The organism is Enterobacter mori LMG 25706 (assembly GCF_000211415.1).
Taxonomy (GTDB): domain Bacteria; phylum Pseudomonadota; class Gammaproteobacteria; order Enterobacterales; family Enterobacteriaceae; genus Enterobacter; species Enterobacter mori.
This window is the reverse complement of sequence record NZ_GL890775.1, coordinates 194,995-213,511: the sequence shown is the minus strand read 5'-3', so window position 1 is coordinate 213,511 and position 18,517 is coordinate 194,995. Positions and strand designations below refer to the sequence as shown.

The window sequence follows — 18,517 nt, the reverse complement described above, 5'->3', positions numbered from 1 at the left end:
GGGGGGGAGTAGTATCAGAGCACAGTTTTTATCCCGGAATGTTCAATGAACGATTTTGCTTCTCTCCTTCAACAGGGCAACGCCTGGCTGTTTGTGCCCAGCGCTATTTTGCTCGGTGCGCTGCACGGCCTTGAGCCGGGCCACTCAAAAACGATGATGGCCGCTTTTATCGTGGCGATCCGCGGGACGCTTAAGCAGGCGATCCTTCTCGGGCTTGCCGCAACCCTGTCGCACACGGCGGTGGTCTGGATCATTGCGATGGCGGGATTATGGTTTGGTCGGGGCTGGGATGCTCATACGTCTGAGCCCTGGTTCCAGCTGATCTCTGGCGTGTTGATCATTGCGATCGCGCTCTGGATGGCCTGGCGCACCTGGAAAGCGAGCCAGCCGCACGAGCATCATCATCACGAGCACGAGCACGAGCACAAGCACGAGCACGAGCACGAGCACGAGCACGAGCATCATCATGATCATCACAACCCTGGTCATCAACTGGTTGAAGAAGAGTGGCAAGACGCCCACCAGCGCGCGCATGCCCAGGATATTAACCGTCGTTTCAACGGACAAAACGTCACTACCGGGCAGATCGCCCTGTTTGGCCTGACGGGCGGGCTTATTCCCTGCCCGGCGTCCATCACGGTGCTGCTGATTTGCCTGCAGCTCAAGCACTTCGCACTCGGCGCAACGCTGGTGTTCAGCTTCAGTATTGGCCTCGCACTGACGCTGGTGGCTTCAGGCGCGATTGCCGCCTTAAGCCTTAAGCACGCGACGAAGCGCTGGCCGGGTTTCAGCAAGTTTTCGCGAAAAGCGCCCTGGATATCTGCGGCACTGATTACCCTCGTCGGGATCACTATGAGTCTTCACGGGCTGAGCGGAATTTTATCCTGAGCGACGCGGCCACCCACGGTGGCCGCGACTGGCGCGCTAAAGTGCGTTCTGATGCCAGCTAAAGGTGTAGCGAAGCTGACGATGTTGCAGGATGAATTCAGGTGAAACGCTTGGGCTCCAGGAATCATCACCGCCAACGCCCATATGGAATGCATCCAGGTTGAGCCAGCAGCCCGGCTCATCGCACAGTAAGTGCTGATGCGTTGTCTCACGAAGCTGCTGTTGGCTGTGGCGGCTGACGGAGAAATGGAAATTTCCCTGAAGCACGTGCGCCCCGCAGACAAGCTCTCGAGTGTCACAGCGCAGACCATTTTCTGTCGGGAAAATGTAGGGGGTCTGCATCGCATCGAGCGGCAAAGTCCAGCGCCCCTGCTGCGCCGCGAGCTTCCTGTCCGGATAGTTCTCGAACGGCCCCAGCCCCAGCCAGCGCACCGTATCCGGTACCTGAGCAAACTGGGCGCTCAGGCCTATACGCGCGGGCTCGGGAATATCGGACGCCACCTGCACCTGCACATCTCCATGCAGCACGCCGCAATCGTCAATCCGCCAGACCTTATGGCTCAAAAACAGCGCCTTACCGCGATACTCCCAGACGTGTCGCGTGGTCACGACCACGTCATTGGCATGCGATTCCGCTTCACACATAAGCAGGCGAGCAGACATCTCAATCATTCCGGCCGCTTTCCAGCGTTCAACCCAGGCATTCGGATCGATTTGCGTGGCTTCGCTCACGCCAATGTCATTATCCAGTGGCGCACGGGTAAAGTTATCCGTCAGCGGCGAGCGCAGCGTTTCAACGCCCTTGTTCCACCACTGCGTGAGATTTCCCGAGGCGCGATCGAACCGCCAGCGTTGCTCTCCATGGGTAATGTCCAGCACATCATCCTGCTCTGTGAATACCGGCGGGATCCCGACTGCCCGCGGTGGCGTAACGTACAGCGGCGTCGGAAGCAGCCACTGATCCCACGCGCAGCGATGATTCGCCGGTGACCAGGCTGTTGCCTGCGGCTGGATAACCTCCACATTAAGCCAGGCCTCTCCCGGCTCGGCCGTCAGCGTCGGCAGCGAGATTTCCAGACGCTGCTGCCCCTGAGGGGGAATGGAAAGCGCAACCTCACCCTGAGCCAGCACCTCCCCGTCGCGGGTAACCGACCATCTCGCCACGTCGTTGTCGGTATGGCGGAACAGGTAATCACTTTTCACCTCAATCACTAGCGGAGAGGTACTCACGCACGTAAAGGTGAAAAACTGCTGTGCGCGCTGCGCTTCATATAGCGCCGGATGCGGCGTGCGATCCGGGAATACCAGACCATTCAGGCAGAACTGTCGGTCATTCGGTTTATCACCGAAGTCACCGCCGTAAGCCCAGAAGGGTTTGCCGTTTTCGTCTTTCTTCGTCAGCGCCTGGTCGACCCAGTCCCAGACGAACCCGCCCTGCAGGCGCGGATGACTGCGAAATGCCTGCCAGTACCTGGCGAACCCGCCAAAGCTGTTGCCCATCGCGTGGGCATATTCACAGAGGATCAGCGGGCGAGTTTCATCCGGCATGCCGATCCATTTTTTGATCGCCCATTTTGGCACCGCCGGGAACGGCTGGTCCTGATCAACACGAGCATACATCGGACAGACAATGTCGGTTGCTGCCGTATTCGCCCCACCGCCTTCGTACTGTACAGGGCGCGTTGGATCGGTAGTTTTCAGCCAGCGGTAAAGCGCATCATGGTTTGCACCGTGTCCGGACTCATTCCCCAGCGACCAGATGATAATGGACGGATGGTTACGATCGCGCTGCACCATGCGGGTCACGCGTTCACTCATGGCAGGCAGCCAGCGGGGATCGTCAGCAAGACGGCTCATTGGCACCATGCCATGGGTTTCGATATTGGCCTCGTCCACAACGTACAGACCGTAGCGATCGCAAAGCCTGTACCACAGCGGATGATTCGGGTAATGCGAGCAACGGACGGCGTTAAAGTTATGCTGCTTCATCAGCTCGATATCACGGCGCATCGTCGCTTCATCCATCACCTGCCCGTTTTCCGGATGATGCTCATGGCGGTTCACGCCCCGAATCAGCAGCGGTTTACCGTTTAGCTTCAGCAGGCCATTGCTGATTTCAACCCGGCGAAAGCCGACGTCGCATGCCTCGACGTCCAGCACATCACCCTGTGCGTCCCTAAGCGCAATTGTCAGCCGGTAAAGTTCAGGCGTTTCCGCACTCCACAGTGCGGGATCTTTGACGGGGATCGCCACCGCTAGCCGCTCGGCCCAGCGCCCTCGCTCGTCGACCACCGCAGAGCCGGGGCGTTGCGTGACGCTGGCGCATTTTTCGCCGGTTCGCCACAGGGTGATGACCACTTCGCAGGCTGAATAGCAGGAGCCGGCCAGCGCGACGTCGACGTTAAGCATTGCGCGGTCGCACTCTGCGTTGAGATTGGTCACAACGTGGTAATCCGCAATCTGCGTCTCAGGCTTATGCAGCAGCGATACGTCACGGAAAATACCGCTCATGCGCCGCATATCCTGATCTTCAAGATAGCTCCCGTCGCACCAGCGCAGCACCATGACCGCCAGACGGTTCTGGCCTGAGAGCAGCGCTGCCGTGAGATCAAACTCGGCGGGCAGGCGACTGTCCTGGGAATAGCCAATCCACTGGCCGTTGCACCAGAGATGGAATGCTGAGTTTACCCCGTCGAAGATAATGCGGGTTTGCCCGCCGTGCAGCCAGGCGTCATCCATCTCAAATGTGAGCGAGTAACAACCGGTAGGATTCTCTGTCGGAACGCAGGGCGGATTGACGGGGATCGGATAGGTCACATTGGTGTAGATCGGCGTATCAAAGCCCTGCATCTGCCAGTTCGAAGGAACGGGCATCGCGACGGCATCGGTATAATCCTCTTCTACCCATGCCTGCGTAACCTGTTCTGGTGCTGCAAAAAAGCTAAACTGCCACACCCCGTTGAGAGAACGTTTGTTCGGGGTTTTAGCCTCTTCTCTGGCAGAGGCTTCGTCACGCCAGCTGTGAAACGACGCGTGGGCCGCCAGGCGATTCCACTGCGTCACCCCGGGGTTTTCCCAGTCCCGACGAGCCAGAAGTGCGCTGAGGGTCAGCGATGATGTGTCAGACATAATAACCTCTTTGCGAAGCGCTCACAATTTTAGTCAACATGCCCTGGCAACAGAGAAGGGTAAAGTGTGCGATCCTCACGTAGCGAGCCGGATCACAAAAGATTTATCCCCGCGCGGTTTTTTCAGCCAGCAATGCCAGATTTCTCAGTTGATGGGCAAGCTCTTCCCGATCAACCCGATCGGCTGCGCGACGGGAGCTCGAATGACGCGCGATCAGCGTGACGGGAAGCTGCTCTTGCCAGCATTTTTCGCTTCTCGTCGGCGTCAGCAGCCATTCCACGCTGCGCTCGCCCGCTTCACGAAAAGCCTGCCGAACGGTGGTCAGCGGCGGTGAAAACCAGGCGCTGTCGGCCGTGTCATCAAACCCGACAATCGATATCTGGCCCGGTATAGCAATGCCCTTCTCAACGCAGGCGCGCATCACGCCCAGCGCCATCTGATCGTTCGCGACCAGAATGGCGTCAGGTAGTTGCGATCCGGATAAAAGCTGGTGGCCTTTTTCATATCCGGAGGCGGCGCTCCAGTCGCCATGAACCTCGTCAGCGGCTTCAAGACCGGCTTGTGCCAGGGTCGTTTTCCAGCCCGCCAGACGCGCACGCGCTGAAACGGAACTCTCTGGTCCACTGAGAAGAGCGATGCGCTGATGCCCCAGAGAAATCAGATGTTCCGCGCCCAGCGCGGCCCCCTGCCCGGCGTTAAATACCAGACTGTTGACCTGCGCCGAAGGGGAAACATCGAGGAACAGAACAGGCACAGGCAAAGCCATTTTCTGAAGCTGCTCTGCGTCAGGATCGTCCAGCGGGACGTTGACCAGTAAGGCTTCCACACGCTGAGCCAGCAGTTCCTGCACCGCAGCCTGGCATTGCTGAACATGCTCCACCATTGAAATTAAGACGCTTGCCCCCTGCTCTGCCGCGCGGGATTTTACCGCTGAGACAATTTGCGAGGGCGCATGCAGGGCCAGATCGGTGGTGATCAGCCCCAGCGTCCGGGTGCGTTTCCCCGCCAGCTGCTGTGCGCCCCGATTAGGCACATAGTGCAGCTCAGCCATCGCCTGCTGCACCTTTTCCCGCGTGCGGGTGGAGACGTGCTCCGCGCCATTAATCACGCGGGACACGGTCTGGTAAGACACCCCCGCAAGGAGGGCTACGTCATAGAGTGTGATCGCTTTCATGCAGTCCGGCATCGCTTGATAACAAGCCGCTATTCTGGCACAGGGACGCCATTAAAACATGTGAGCGCTTCGCAAAATTAAACAACCCGCTCAGGCTGAGGAACCGTCTCGATACGCGGCTTTTGACGGAACCACGGCAAACAGAGCTGGATAAGCGGGCCGATGGTCAGGGCGTAAATCACTGTCCCCACACCAAATGAACCGCCAAGCAGGCAACCGATAATCAGGACAGAGACTTCAATGGAGGTGCGCACGCTGCGGATTGACCAGCCTAACCGGGCGTGGATCCCGGTCATCAGGCCGTCGCGCGGACCTGACCCAAAACCTGCACCGATATACATCCCGGTTGCTATGGCGTTCGCGACGATCCCGGACACCAGCAGCGCGATGCGGACAGGCAGCGAACTCAACTCAGGGATTAAGGCCATTGAAGCATCTGCTGCCAGCCCAATACAAATAACGTTACTGAGGGTGCCCAGCCCTGGCATCTGACGCAGCGGGATCCACAGCAGAAGCACCGCCGCACCGGTCACAATGATGACCGTACCAATGGTCATCCCCGTTTGTAAGGCCACCCCAAGGTGAAAGACGTCCCACGGATCGACGCCCAGATCCGCACGAATAAACATCGCGGTGGAAAGACCATAAAGCCCTAAACCGACATAAAGCTGTAGCAGACGACGTACCATTTTTATCTTCTCCAGTGAACCAGAGTTTCATATTGGGTCAAAATGGCTCTATGATTAATGTCCAGTTTCTAAATAGTGGACTGCATATGTCATCTCGTCGTTTCGGAAGCCAGTCTCTGGCACGTCTTTTAGGCCACTGGCAACAATCCTCATCGCGTACGCCGCTGTGGCGTCAGCTGGCCGATGCGTTACGTCTGCTTATTCTGGATGGCAGACTGGCGCTGAATACGCGGCTACCGGGTGAGAGGGAATTAGCCAGTACGCTAAACGTCAGCCGAACCACCGTTGGCAGCGCGCTCGCCCATCTGCGGGAAGAGGGTTATCTGGAAAGTCGCCACGGCAGCGGCTCACGCGTGATCCTGCCGGATACCCGCGCGGTACCGACGCTTTCCGCGGCCAGCGCGGCGCTGGACCTGTCCACCGCCGCACTCAACGCCGGGCCCGAAATCCATCAGGCGTATACCCATGCGCTGACGGCGATTACCCAGCACCTTGCGCTGACGGGCTATGACCAGCTCGGGTTGCCCGCGCTGCGGGAAGCCATTGCCGCACGCTATACCGCGCGCGGGCTGCCAACGCGGGCAGACGAAGTGATGGTCGTAAATGGTGCCGTCAGCGGCTTTGCGCTGGTATTGCGCATGATGACCGGGCCAGGCGATCGCATCGTCGTCGACCATCCAACCTACCCGCTGGCGATCGCCGCTATTCAGGGGGCACTCTGCCGACCGGTAGGCGTATCACTGCCTGAAAGCGGCTGGGATACCGACGGTTTCGCGGCAACGCTTGCCCAAACGTCCCCGCGCCTGGCCTACCTGATGCCGGATTTTCATAATCCAACGGGACGCTGTATGGACGCTGCAACGCGTCAGACGATCACCGACATCGCCGCGCGGACTCGTACCACGCTGGTCGTGGACGAAACCATGCTCGATCTCTGGTTTGATGCGCCGCCGCCGCCCCCTCTGGCAGCGTTTAATCCTGGGGCGGCGGTGATTACGCTGGGCTCTGCCGGGAAAAGCTTCTGGGGTGGCCTGCGTCTCGGCTGGATCCGCGCCTCTTCACGCACCATCTCGGCGCTCGCTCAGGCGCGCGATACGCTGGACCTCGGCTCCCCTCTGCTGGAACAGCTGGCAACGCTGTGGCTTATCGAAAACAGCGACACCTTTTTGCCCACTCGCCGGAAAATGCTGGTGGAACGACGGAACAAGTGCGGGGAACTCCTGCGCGAGCATTTCCCGGACTGGACCTTCCATGAAGCCGAAGGCGGGCTTTCGTAGTGGATTGAACTGCCGGGGATGCTGGCAACGCAGCTCGCCGCACGGGCTGAGACGATTGGGATCAACATGGGGACCGGCACGCGGTTCGGTCTTTCAGGGGCATTTGATCGCTATTTGCGTATGCCTTTCTCACTTGAACCGGAAGAACTCGAGCAAGCGTTATTGAGAATCAAGCCGTTGTGGCTCGCCCTGAACAAAACCACGCCCGCGATTAAACGAAGCCTGGTATAAAATTTTTTCGTAAATAATAAAAACAGCTGACTGTCATAGAGGCAGTCAGCTGTTTTCACAGATCAGGAATTAGTGCTGAGGAGGAATCGGGAAACCTTTCAGTGAAATAACAAAATCTTCACCCTCTTTCTTTATTTTTGCGCCGGTATCACACCAGTCAGACGCAATACGAAAGAACTCATCACTTCCTACATTCCAGCCAAGACGTACATGTTTAACATAGCCTGAACGCAACAGATCGCAGGCCTCTTTGTAGTCATGGGCGGTCGACAGTTGTTGTTTCATTTTCTCTTCTTCAGAAGTTTACGTAGTGCCTTGATTTCTTTAGGAGTAAATGGAGAAACGCTCTCTTCTTCCGTATGCTGATTATCAATATCCTCTTCCGATACTCCCGCCTCTTCTACTGCTTCAAACGCCAGCAGCAGCAGTTTCTCTGTGGTCACGCTTAGATTCTCATTATTAACTTCGGCATAGTGGCGAAGTCTTTCTTTTAGCGCTTCATCAATTTTAACATTGAAAGCCGCAGTAGCCATAATTGTCACTTCCCTTCGGAATACGTGTTTAATTTAATACACGAAGTTAACTTTCTAATCCAGATATATATTTTTTGCTTATGACGGAAAAAAGACACCCGATAATAAAATGACAGTCTATTATTACAGGTTTATGACAATATTATTTCAGTTAAATGAAAGATATATTTCCGGGCTTATAAAAACCACTTTATCTATAAGGATTAATAGCCTGAGAGCAACGCTATCTAAAGCAGAAGATTTTTTTTGGGGGGGGGAGAAATGGGTGGGGGCCCTGCCAGCTACATCCCGGCACACACGTCGTCTGCCCTGGCTGCTTCCTTCCGGACCTGACCTGGTGAACAGAGTAGCGTTGCGGGAGAACCAACAGAGCCCCCATTGAGAGCGTTGTTAACCAACGCGCTGGCGCATTATCCCTATGCCGCCCGTCAATTGCAAGCCATGGGCATCTGGATGCTGGTTTATTGCGCAAACTTAAGCGGCAATCGCCTTCATCTTCGTTTACCATCACACTTCATTACGACCCACTGGAGTGATAAATGGACGAACATGACTCTTTCCCGCAACGCGTGTGGCAAATCGTGGCCTCCATCCCGGAAGGGGTTGTGACCACCTACGGTGAGGTAGCGCGTCTTGCAGGCTCTCCGCGTGCAGCACGTCAGGTCGGTGGCGTTCTGAAGCGGCTCCCGGAAGGAAGTGCTTTGCCGTGGCATCGTGTAGTGAATCGTCACGGTGCCATTTCGCTTACCGGGCCGGATTTGCAGCGCCAGCGTCAGGCGTTATTGTCAGAAGGTGTGCAGGTGTCAGGTTCGGGACAGATCGATTTGCAGAAATACCGTTGGGTGTACTGAACCCTCTCCCGCAGGAGAGGGTAAAGGCAGGAATTACAGCTGCGTAGGCGGGGTTGCGACGGCCGGCTGGTTAGTCTGAGGCGCAAGCGGAACTTCCGTTTGCTGCACCGGGACCAGATTCAGGTCAACTTTTGTTCCACCGTTGTTAATCGCTTCGTGCACCGTGTCGGTAATAAAGACCAGTTTATCGTTGATCGTTACCGCCGCACTCAGCAGGATACGCGCATTTGGCTGCACATCTGCTGGATTGTAAGGCAGTACGAAGCTAAATGGCGCCTGTTTACCCTCGGTGCGAACCGCACGCTGCGCCAGCACTTTCGACGGTGCATCAGCCAGTGAAGCATCAGACAGCGTTACCGTTAATACCGCATCCGGCGGCAGAGCCACTCTTTGCTTGATCCAGATTGTACCGGATACATTTGGCTGCTGAATTGATTGCTGTGAAAGTGTATTAATCCCGTTCGGGTCAGCTGCGGGCACCGGCACCTGAGCGCTCTTACCTGCACAGGCGGACAACGCCACCGCAATAGCTATACCACTTAGCATAGGCACGAGTTTCATTGAAGTCTCCTTATCATCAATGCACCAGCGGGATCGATCCCATCCGATGTCGTTTCATTCACATGACGTATTCAAGTGTGGCACAAATCAATGATTAACGCCTGAATTCTCCCCGATATTCAGACTAATCTACCCATCGGACCACTTTCATTTCTGCGTTATACTCTGCGTATCTTTCGCCACGGCGTTTATTGAGGACGACTATGAGTCAGGCACTGAACAATCTGCTGACATTACTGAATCTGGAAAAAATTGAGGAAGGACTCTTTCGCGGACAGAGCGAAGATTTGGGTTTACGCCAGGTCTTCGGTGGGCAGGTCGTGGGACAAGCGCTGTATGCAGCCAAGGAAACCGTCCCGACTGACCGTCTGGTGCACTCCTTTCACAGTTACTTCCTGCGCCCTGGCGATAGCGCAAAACCCATTGTCTATGACGTTGAAGTGCTGAGAGATGGCAACAGTTTTAGTGCTCGCCGCGTGGCAGCCATTCAACATGGCAAACCGATCTTTTACATGACCGCCTCTTTCCAGGCGCCTGAACCGGGCTATGAGCATCAAAAAGTGATGCCGCCAGCCCCTTCGCCTGACGATCTCAAATCGGAAACCGATATCGCCCGCGCGCTGGCGCATCTGCTTCCGCCACAGGTAAAGGAGAAGTTCCTCTGCGATAAGCCGCTTGAGATCCGCCCCGTTGAATTCCATAACCCGATGAAAGGCCACACTGCAGAACCGAAACTTCAGGTCTGGATGCGTGCCAACGGTACAGTGCCGGAAGATCTCCGCGTTCATCAGTACCTGCTGGGCTATGCGTCTGACTTTAACTTCCTGCCTGTGGCGCTGCAGCCGCACGGCGTGGGGTTCCTGGAAAAGGGGATGCAGGTCGCCACCATCGACCACTCGATGTGGTTCCACCGTCCATTCAACATGAATGAGTGGTTGCTCTACAGCGTGGAAAGTACGTCGGCATCAAGCGCGCGCGGGTTTGTCCGCGGGGAGTTTTATACGCAGGATGGCGTGCTGGTCGCCTCGACGGTGCAGGAAGGGGTGATGCGTAACCGAGGGTGATGTTGTGCGGCCTGATGCCCTCACCCTGCCCCTCTCCCACGGGGAGAGGGAATACATACTAAAAACGGCAACCGAAGTTGCCGTTTTTGCTTTAACCTTATGCGGCCTGATGGCCCTCACCCTGCCCCTCTCCCATAGGGAGAGGGAATACATACTAAAAACGGCAACCGAAGTTGCCGTTTTGCTGTTTATTACGCGTTATACGCATTCTCGCCGTGGCTGTTGACGTCCAGACCCTCGCGTTCCTGCTCTTCCGGTACGCGAAGGCCGACAGTCATGTCCGCCAGCTTATAGCCAATAAAGGCCACGACAGCAGACCACACAACGGTGATGGCAATACTTTCCAACTGCACCAGCACCTGGGGAACCATGGTGACGCCTTCCGCATAACCCACGCCGCCCAGTGATTTAGCTGCAAAGATCCCGGTCATGATACAGCCGACAATGCCGCAGACGCCGTGGACGCCAAATACATCGCAAGGGTCGTCAACGCGCAGAACACGTTTCAGAGCGGTAACGCCCCACAGACCCGCAAGGCCTGCAACCAACCCCACCAGCAGCGCACCACCTACACCCACGTAACCACAGGCTGGTGTGATACCGACCAGACCGGCAATAGCACCCGAACAGGCACCCAGCAGAGACGGTTTACCGCGAACGGCCCACTCGCCAAAGACCCAGGAGAGGATTGCACCCGCCGTTGCGACAACGGTGTTCACGAAGGCCAGCGCGGCGATTTCGTTAGCGGCACTTGCAGAGCCTGCGTTGAAGCCAAACCAGCCAAAGTAGAGAATCGCCGTACCGGTAAACACCATCGGCAGGTTGTGCGGCTTGAACGCTTCTTTCCCGAAGCCCACACGTTTGCCAATCAGGTAGGCACCCACCAGGCCCGCGACTGCGGCGTTGATGTGTACAACGGTGCCGCCCGCAAAGTCCAGCGCACCATGGCTCGCCAGCAGACCGCCGCCCCATACCATATGCGCGATAGGCACATAGGAGAGCGTCAGCCAGACCACCACGAAGATCAGGACGGCAGAGAAACGAATACGCTCAGCAAGCGCACCCACAATCAGCCCGACGGTGATGCAGGCAAACGATCCCTGGAAAGCAACGTGGATGTACTGATAGAAGCTGCCCATCAGCGCGGTCAGCTCGATATTTTTCAGCATCACCCAGTCGAAGTTACCAAAGAACGCATTGCCCGTGCCGAACGCCAGCGAGTATCCGTAAACGACCCACAGCACGCAGACCAGCGCGAACGTTACCGCAACTTGCGTCAGCATGGAGAGCACGTTCTTGCCGCGGATCAGGCCGCCGTAGAACAGCGCAATGCCCGGAATTGACATGAACAGCACCAGCGCGGTGCTAATCATCATAAAGGCGTTATCGGCTTTGTCTGCCACGGCAGGCGCAGCCAGAGCCAGGCCCGGCAGCAGTGCCAGCGACCCCAGAGCCGTTTTGAGTGTTGCTATCTTCATTTTCTCGATCCCTATCACTGTGTGCCAGGAGTTACTTACAGAGCCGCTTCGTCAGAGTCGCCGGTACGAATGCGAATGACGCGCTGCAGTTCGGCAACGAAAATTTTGCCGTCGCCAATTTTGCCGGTGTAGGCCGCTTTGCTGATGACATCAATGACCTCATCAAGCTGGTCATCCGCAATCGCGACATCGATTTTTACTTTTGGCAGGAAATTCACGCTGTATTCCGCACCGCGATAAAGCTCGGCATGACCCTTCTGACGACCAAAGCCTTTCACTTCGGTGACAGTCAGTCCCTGAATACCCATTGAAGACAACGCTTCACGTACGTCTTCGAGTTTGAATGGTTTGATTACAACCGTAACCAGCTTCATAAATCCCCTCCAGTCAGAATTCGGTAATGGCCGCAGCTAACACGTAAGGGACATTGCAAGGGGTGTGCCAGAATTGAAAACAGCGAGAAAACGGCGGGCGATGAGCCAGGAATGGGGTTCAATACCGAACGGGTGAAAAAAAACGCACCATGGCAGTGCACAGTGCGTTTCAGTTTTGCACCAACAGGAATGACTGTTAGCAGCTTGCCTGTTTTTGGTGCGTCAGGCGCTCAGCGACTCTTCTTCGCGCGCGCTGGCTGCCAGCTCTTCACCTGCCAGCTGCAGCTGGTACATCTGCCAGTAGCGTCCTTTCTCTTCCAGCAGTTGTCTGTGCGTACCTCGTTCAACGGCCTGTCCACGATGCAGCACCAGGATGGTATCGGCATCGACAATGGTTGAGAGGCGATGCGCGATGACCACCAGCGTGGTGTGATCCCGAACAGCGGCCAGCGCCTGCTGGATGGCCTGCTCGGTACCGGAGTCAATGCTGGCCGTCGCTTCATCGAGAATCAGCACCTGCGGCGTTTCAATCAGCACGCGCGCCAGGGCCAGCAGCTGTTTCTGCCCTACGGAGAGGTTATTCCCCTGCTCGCCTAGTTTCGTATTGATACCCTCACTGAACCCGCGCGCCAGATCGGCCAGCTGCACTTTCTCCAGCACCTCCCAGACCTGTTCCTGGGTAAAAGGCCGACCCAGCGTGACGTTAGCGTAGAAGGTATCGGCCAGTACGACCGGGTCCTGTTGCACCATGGCGACGCCCTTACGCAGCACATTGTGGCTGAGTGATGCAAGCGGGCGTCCATCGAGGCGGATCTCACCTTGCGTTAACGGATAGTAGCCCATTAACAGACTGGCGAGCGGACTCTTGCCGCTGCCGGTATGCCCCACCAGCGCCACGAAGCCGCGCGACGGTACCTCAAGATTAATGTCCTGTAAGACAAGCTGGTCATCGCGGTAAGCAAACGAGACCTTATCAAAGGTAATCGAACCGCTTTGCAGAGGACGTTCATCATCGCCATAGGTCTGACGCGGTCTGTCCATTAGCTCGAACACGCGTTCACCGGCGACCACCGCCTGTTGCAGCATCGATTGCTGGGTAGTGAGCTCAATCAGGGGTTCGTTAAGGCGCCCCAGATAGCTGATGAAGGCATATAGCACCCCAACCTCAATGGTTCCACGCGTTGTCAGCCCAAACAGCATCAGCAGGCCACAGAGGACCAGCGCCGAGAACAGGCTAAGCAATGGACGCAGCAGGAAGCCGTCCAGACGTAACGTCTGCATACGCGCCATATAGTGCGAACGGCTGGCTTCGCCCATGCGCTCGCCAAAGCGCGCCTGCTGGCGGAACTGCTGGATGACGCTCATGCCGTTGATCACTTCATTGAAGCCATCATTGATGTCGGCCAGGTAAGCGCGCACCCTGCGAACAATTGGCGTGCTGTAGCGCTGGTAGATCACCATCACGATCAGCACCGCCGGGAAGATAGTGATCGCCACCAGCGCCATACGCCAGTCGAGGCTGAACATGGCGACCAGCATCGCACCGATCAGCGCGGCGCTGCGCAACACGGTTGCCACTACGGTGACGTAGAGATCGCGGATCACTTCAGTATCGTTGGTCACGCGCGATATCACCTGCCCGACCGGCTGGGTGTCAAACTCGCTCAGCGGCTGGCGCAGCGCGGCATCCATGACATCCGTACGCAGCTGCTGCACCACGCCCACGGCTGCCCGGTTAAAGAGCAGCGACTGGGCATAGTGCAGCCCTGCCGCCGTTAACTGTAGCCCAACGTAGGCCACGCCTAAGCCTGCGACCAGCCCCCACGGCAGATAGCTTTTCGCCACCATATTGTCGATGAAATAGCTGATAAGCAGGGGGCCGCTGACTTCGGCAATCGCCGCAATCCACAGCAGAAGCACGGCAACCGAAAGCGGTTTACGCCATGGCGAACCGTAGGCCAGAAGGCGTTTGAGCGTCGGCCACATTGTTCCGAGCTTACGCATGGGTCGCCTCCTCATCCAGCGCCGCTTCCAGCTGCTGATAACGATACATGTCGCGATACCAGCCCGGCTGTTCCGCCAGCTGCTCGTGCTGCCCGCGCTGGGCGATATGCCCATGCTGCAACACCAGAATTTCACTGGCTTCCGTCAGCGCCGACAGGCGGTGGGCGCTGATGATCACCGTGCGTCCTTCTCCCCACTGACGAAGATTGTGCAGGATCTGATGCTCAGTACGGCCATCAACAGCGGAAAGCGCATCGTCCAGGATCAGGATTTCAGCATTCAGCAGCAGCGCACGCGCGATCGAAATTCGCTGCTTTTGTCCGCCGGAGAGCATCACCCCACGCTCGCCGACTTCCGTTTCATAGCCCTGCGGCAGACGCAAAATATCGTCATGAACGCTGGCTAAGCGCGCCACATGTTCAATCTCGTCCTGTGTTGCCGAAGGATGACCGAGGGCGATATTGTTCGCGATGGTATCGGAGAATAAAAACGGCGTCTGGCTCACCACCGCCAGGCGGCTACGCCAGCCGTCCAGCAGCAGGTTCGACAAGGGAATGTCATGAAAACGAATATCGCCCTGCGTCACGTCGAAGTGGCGCTGCAGCAGAGAGAGAACGGTGCTTTTTCCGGCTCCCGTTGGGCCGCAAATTCCCAGCATCTGTCCGGGCTGCAGCGTGAAGTTCACGTTTTCGAGCACCGGATGCGTCGTTTGCGGATAGCTAAACGACTGAATATCGGCTTTCACGGTCCCGCGCCCATCGGGAACGGCTTCGCTGCCGTCCTTCACCACCGGCGCTTCCGCCAGCATCGCGCGAATACGGCTGTACGCGGCGCTGCCGCGCTCAACGATGTTAAACATCCACGCCAGCGCCAGCATCGGCCAGATCATCAGCCCCAAATACATGGCAAAGCTGGTCAACTGACCGAGGGTCATGGACCCCTGCACCACCATCCAGCTCCCGCCGCCAATCGCCAGCATATTCGCCATGCCGATGGCGATATAGATCGTCGGGTCAAACCGGGCGTCAATACGCGCCACGCGCATGTTTTTCGCGCCGGTATCCGCCGCATCGGCGGCAAACAGTGCGGACTGCCTGTCTTCCAGGCCGAAGGCTTTGATCATGCGGATGCTGGTCATACTCTCCTGGGTGCGATCGTTGAGCGATGAAAACGCCGCCTGCGCCAGCTTGAAACGCTCGTGGAGCTTTTCACCGTAGCGGTTGATCGCCAGCGCCATCAGCGGCATTGGCAGCAGCGCCAGCAGGGTCAGTTGCCAGCTAATCTGGGTCGACATCACAATCAACACCGCGCAGCCCATGACCAGTGAATCCACCAGCGTCAGCACCCCTTCCCCGGCGGCAAAGACCACGCGGTCCACGTCGTTGGTGGCGCGGGCAATGAGGTCACCGGTCCGGTGGCGCAGATAAAATTCAGGATGCTGGCGGCTCAGCTGGCGGTAAAAATCTTCACGCAGCTCAACGGCCAGCTGATAGGACGCACCGAATAAGAGCACGCGCCAGACGTAGCGCAGCAGGTATACAATCACCGCGGTCAGCGCCAGCGTGCCGACCCACATCAACACCCGTGCGGTGGTGTAATGCTGTTCGGTGACGCCATCCACGACGTACCCCACCACTTTCGGCGGGATCAGCTGCAGGATAGCAATGATAATAAGCAGGCATACCGCGCCGAGGTAGCGTTGCCACTCCCGACGAAAGTACCAGCTTAATTGGGCAAATAATCGCACGCGGTTTGTTCCTGAAGGTATTTTTCGAAGTTATTCAATGGGTAATGCTGTGGTGTATTTTATCTGTTCCATCGCGAAGCTTGAGGTGACATCCGACAAGCCCGGTACGCTGTTGACCAGCCTCTTGTAGAAATCATCATAGCGCTTCATGTCGGCCACCTGGACGCGCATCAGGTAATCGTATTCTCCCGCCATTCGCCAGAAGCCGAGCACCTCGGGCATCTCAGAAACCTGAGTGACAAAGCGGCAATACCATTCGCTGCTGTGGTGCTGCGTTTTTATCAGGACAAAGGCCGTCAGTCCAAGCCCCAGTTTTTCGGGATCTAATAACGCCACACGGCCCAGCAGCACGCCGTCATCTTCCAGCTTCTTGAGGCGTTTCCAGCACGGTGTGGTGGTCAGATTAACGGCATCTGCTAACGCCTGCAAAGAGAGGGTGCAGTCCGTTTGCAACAATGAAAGCAGCTTGCGGTCAATTTTATCTAGCATACCCACCTCCCAGAGAAAATTTTTCTCCCTACATTCTATTTTAAAGGCCAGATAGCAACAATTTTTTCTGTGCTATTCGCTATGCTAGGCACAAAATGACAAACGGATAACTACGATGAATAGCACCTGGGTTAAACATGCGATCAGCGAAATCAATGCCGACTATCAGCGCTCGGCGGATACGCACCTGATTCGCCTTTCCCTGCCGGGATTTAACGGCATTCAGCTCTATCTGAAAGACGAAAGCACTCATCCTACCGGTAGCCTGAAGCATCGTCTGGCACGTTCCCTGTTCTTATACAGTTTATGTAACGGCTGGATTAAAGAAGGCACCACTATCATTGAATCCTCATCCGGTTCAACGGCGGTGTCTGAAGCCTATTTTGCTCGCCTGCTGGGCCTGCCGTTTATCGCGGTGATGCCTTCCTGCACTGCCAGACGCAAAATCGAACAGATCGAATTTTACGGCGGGCGCTGCCACTTTGTGGAAAGCGCCTGCGAAATCTACGCCGCCTCTGAAATGCTGGCGCGCGAGCTGAACGGCCACTATATGGACCAGTTCACCTTCGCCGAGCGAGCCACCGACTGGCGCGGCAATAACAACATTGCCGACAGTATTTTCCGCCAGATGACCCACGAGCCGCACCCGGTTCCGTCATACATTGTAATGAGCGCCGGTACGGGCGGAACGTCTGCCACTATCGGCCGCTACATCCGCTGTCAGGGCTACGATACCCAGCTGATGGTGGTTGACCCCCAGAACTCCGTGTTCCTCGACTACTGGCAAAACCGTAACGCGGAACTGCGTAGCCCGGTAGGCAGTAAAATTGAAGGGATTGGTCGCCCGCGCGTGGAGCCCTCTTTCATTCCCGACGTCGTGGATGAGATGATGCGCGTGCCGGATGCCGCAAGCGTGGCAACGGCGCACTGGCTGGAGACGCAGCTTGGCCGCAAAGTGGGCGCCTCAACGGGCACTAACATGTGGGGCGCACTGCAGCTTGCCGCACGCATGCGCGAAGAGGGCCGCACCGGCTCCATCGTCACGCTGCTCTGCGACAGCGGCGAGCGTTATCTCGAGACCTACTACAACGCGGAGTGGGTGCAGGCCAACATCGGCGATATCGCCCCGTGGAAAGCGCAGATTGCAGAGCTGGTGAAATAAAAAAAGCCAGACCGAAGTCTGGCTTGCTGGAAGGGTCTCACTATTCGGGGGAATACGGGAGGTTGTTGTTGTCCAGCCAATGCGTCAAAAAATGGGACACCGCTTCATTGCCGCAGTGTCCGATAACCGGCAGATGGGGAAGTTCCGCTTTTAGCTGCGCCATCGCGTTCCCCATAATCAGACCGCGACCGACGCTGCCCAGCATCTCGCGGTCGTTCATGGCGTCGCCAAACGCCATACAATCCTGCATCGTTAAGCCCAGGTGGTCGCTCAGAACCGCCAGGGCTGAACCTTTGTTACAGCCCACCGGCAGCACTTCCAGACAATCCACCGCCGAGAAGGTCAGGTGTGCCCGGTCGCCCAGCGCCTCATTCAGCTGAATCCGTAAGCGACAGAGATCGTCATGATCGCCGCAAAAGCAGATCTTGGTGACCGCATGGGCGGGGATCCGTCGCAGATCGATCAGCTGATATTTAAAGCCGCTGTAAACATGCGCGTGCAATAATTCCGGGATTTCGCTGCCGGTAAACCAGCCCCCATCGTTAAAGACGTGGATGCTGGCCTGCGTATCCCAGGTGCTGTGCAGCACGATATCCGCCACTTCAGGGTTGAGATCCTGTCGGTGCAGCACATCGCCTTCCACAGAGTGAATTCGCGTCCCGTTGCCGGTGATCAGAAAGGCGTCGAGGGAAAACGCGCCCAGCAAATGGCGCATTTCCAGCACATGACGACCGGTGGCAAACGTCAGGGTGACATCACGCTCGCGCAGGCGCTTCAGGGTACTCAGGGTTTTCTCCCCCAGACGGTGATCCGGCATTAACAGCGTGCCGTCCATATCAAATGCAGCGAGCCGGGCCATGATTACT

Annotated in this window: 16 protein-coding genes, 1 other RNA gene and 1 pseudogene; 5 read left to right on the top strand and 13 right to left on the bottom strand. The window is 56.9% G+C overall.

The genetic code is table 11. The features are described 5' to 3' along the window. Positions 1 to 45 precede the first annotated feature (45 nt). Positions 46 to 888, top strand: coding sequence for a nickel/cobalt efflux protein RcnA (locus ENTMO_RS0106055; protein WP_010428148.1), 843 nt, complete (start codon positions 46 to 48; stop codon positions 886 to 888). Positions 889 to 924: 36 nt separating this feature from the next. Here the strand turns inward: ENTMO_RS0106055 and ENTMO_RS0106050 are convergent, their stop codons facing one another. From ENTMO_RS0106050 to yczE, 3 genes are all read right to left on the bottom strand, one after another. Continuing rightward, positions 925 to 4,017, bottom strand: coding sequence for a beta-galactosidase (locus ENTMO_RS0106050; RefSeq protein ID WP_010428147.1), 3,093 nt, complete (start codon positions 4,015 to 4,017; stop codon positions 925 to 927). Positions 4,018 to 4,120: 103 nt separating this feature from the next. After that, positions 4,121 to 5,191 (bottom strand): LacI family DNA-binding transcriptional regulator, encoded by a 1,071-nt coding sequence (locus ENTMO_RS0106045; protein ID WP_010428146.1) that lies wholly within the window; start codon positions 5,189 to 5,191, stop codon positions 4,121 to 4,123. A gap of 77 nt (positions 5,192 to 5,268) precedes the next feature. Beyond that, complete coding sequence (yczE, locus tag ENTMO_RS0106040; RefSeq protein ID WP_010428145.1) at positions 5,269 to 5,880, bottom strand: membrane protein YczE; 612 nt, start codon at positions 5,878 to 5,880, stop codon at positions 5,269 to 5,271. Between the two features lie 86 nt (positions 5,881 to 5,966). On the opposite strand from yczE, the pseudogene yczR reads away from it, so the two are divergent. Further along, positions 5,967 to 7,388 (top strand): annotated as a pseudogene (gene yczR / locus ENTMO_RS23885) (MocR-like transcription factor YczR). Positions 7,389 to 7,457: 69 nt separating this feature from the next. On the opposite strand, the gene ENTMO_RS0106030 reads toward yczR, so the two are convergent. From ENTMO_RS0106030 to ffs, 3 genes are all read right to left on the bottom strand, one after another. Beyond that, on the bottom strand, positions 7,458 to 7,673 hold the full coding sequence (locus ENTMO_RS0106030; RefSeq protein ID WP_010428144.1) for a hypothetical protein: 216 nt from the start codon (positions 7,671 to 7,673) through the stop codon (positions 7,458 to 7,460). Continuing rightward, on the bottom strand, positions 7,670 to 7,921 hold the full coding sequence (locus tag ENTMO_RS0106025; protein WP_010428143.1) for a hypothetical protein: 252 nt from the start codon (positions 7,919 to 7,921) through the stop codon (positions 7,670 to 7,672). Before ENTMO_RS0106025 ends, ENTMO_RS0106030 begins: the two co-directional genes overlap by 4 nt. A gap of 272 nt (positions 7,922 to 8,193) precedes the next feature. Continuing rightward, positions 8,194 to 8,290, bottom strand: an RNA gene (gene ffs / locus ENTMO_RS25095) — signal recognition particle sRNA small type. A 170-nt stretch (positions 8,291 to 8,460) separates the two neighbouring features. Here ffs and ENTMO_RS0106020 point away from each other — a divergent pair. Further along, positions 8,461 to 8,772 (top strand): MGMT family protein, encoded by a 312-nt coding sequence (locus ENTMO_RS0106020; RefSeq protein ID WP_010428142.1) that lies wholly within the window; start codon positions 8,461 to 8,463, stop codon positions 8,770 to 8,772. 33 nt (positions 8,773 to 8,805) lie between these two features. Here ENTMO_RS0106020 and ENTMO_RS0106015 read toward each other — a convergent pair whose 3' ends face one another. Next, the gene (locus tag ENTMO_RS0106015) at positions 8,806 to 9,333 is read right to left on the bottom strand and encodes a YbaY family lipoprotein (RefSeq protein WP_010428141.1); all 528 of its coding nucleotides are present in this window, start codon (positions 9,331 to 9,333) and stop codon (positions 8,806 to 8,808) included. 203 nt (positions 9,334 to 9,536) lie between these two features. Between ENTMO_RS0106015 and tesB the strand changes: the two genes are divergently transcribed. Then, positions 9,537 to 10,397 (top strand): acyl-CoA thioesterase II, encoded by an 861-nt coding sequence (tesB, locus tag ENTMO_RS0106010; RefSeq protein WP_010428139.1) that lies wholly within the window; start codon positions 9,537 to 9,539, stop codon positions 10,395 to 10,397. 191 nt (positions 10,398 to 10,588) lie between these two features. On the opposite strand, the gene amtB is transcribed toward tesB, so the two are convergent. The 5 genes from amtB to ENTMO_RS0105985 form a co-directional block, all read right to left on the bottom strand. Further along, positions 10,589 to 11,875 carry an ammonium transporter AmtB gene (gene amtB, locus ENTMO_RS0106005; RefSeq protein WP_010428137.1) on the bottom strand — a complete coding sequence of 429 codons (1,287 nt, stop codon included), beginning with the start codon at positions 11,873 to 11,875 and terminating at the stop codon, positions 10,589 to 10,591. A 35-nt stretch (positions 11,876 to 11,910) separates the two neighbouring features. Further along, entirely contained in the window at positions 11,911 to 12,249 is a 339-nt protein-coding gene (glnK, locus tag ENTMO_RS0106000; protein ID WP_010428135.1) for a P-II family nitrogen regulator, read from the bottom strand. A 222-nt stretch (positions 12,250 to 12,471) separates the two neighbouring features. Further along, a complete protein-coding gene (locus ENTMO_RS0105995) occupies positions 12,472 to 14,253 on the bottom strand; it encodes a SmdB family multidrug efflux ABC transporter permease/ATP-binding protein (RefSeq protein ID WP_010428134.1) in 1,782 nt (593 codons plus the stop codon). After that, a complete protein-coding gene (locus tag ENTMO_RS0105990; protein WP_010428132.1) occupies positions 14,246 to 16,000 on the bottom strand; it encodes a SmdA family multidrug ABC transporter permease/ATP-binding protein in 1,755 nt (584 codons plus the stop codon). Before ENTMO_RS0105990 ends, ENTMO_RS0105995 begins: the two co-directional genes overlap by 8 nt. Before the next feature lie 30 nt (positions 16,001 to 16,030). After that, positions 16,031 to 16,489, bottom strand: coding sequence for an Lrp/AsnC family transcriptional regulator (locus ENTMO_RS0105985; RefSeq protein WP_010428130.1), 459 nt, complete (start codon positions 16,487 to 16,489; stop codon positions 16,031 to 16,033). A 115-nt stretch (positions 16,490 to 16,604) separates the two neighbouring features. Between ENTMO_RS0105985 and ENTMO_RS0105980 the strand changes: the two genes are divergently transcribed. Then, positions 16,605 to 17,651 carry a PLP-dependent cysteine synthase family protein gene (locus ENTMO_RS0105980; RefSeq protein WP_010428128.1) on the top strand — a complete coding sequence of 349 codons (1,047 nt, stop codon included), beginning with the start codon at positions 16,605 to 16,607 and terminating at the stop codon, positions 17,649 to 17,651. A gap of 40 nt (positions 17,652 to 17,691) precedes the next feature. Here ENTMO_RS0105980 and cof read toward each other — a convergent pair whose 3' ends face one another. Beyond that, the gene (gene cof / locus ENTMO_RS0105975; protein ID WP_010428126.1) at positions 17,692 to 18,510 is read right to left on the bottom strand and encodes an HMP-PP phosphatase; all 819 of its coding nucleotides are present in this window, start codon (positions 18,508 to 18,510) and stop codon (positions 17,692 to 17,694) included. Between the last annotated feature and the right edge of the window lie 7 nt (positions 18,511 to 18,517).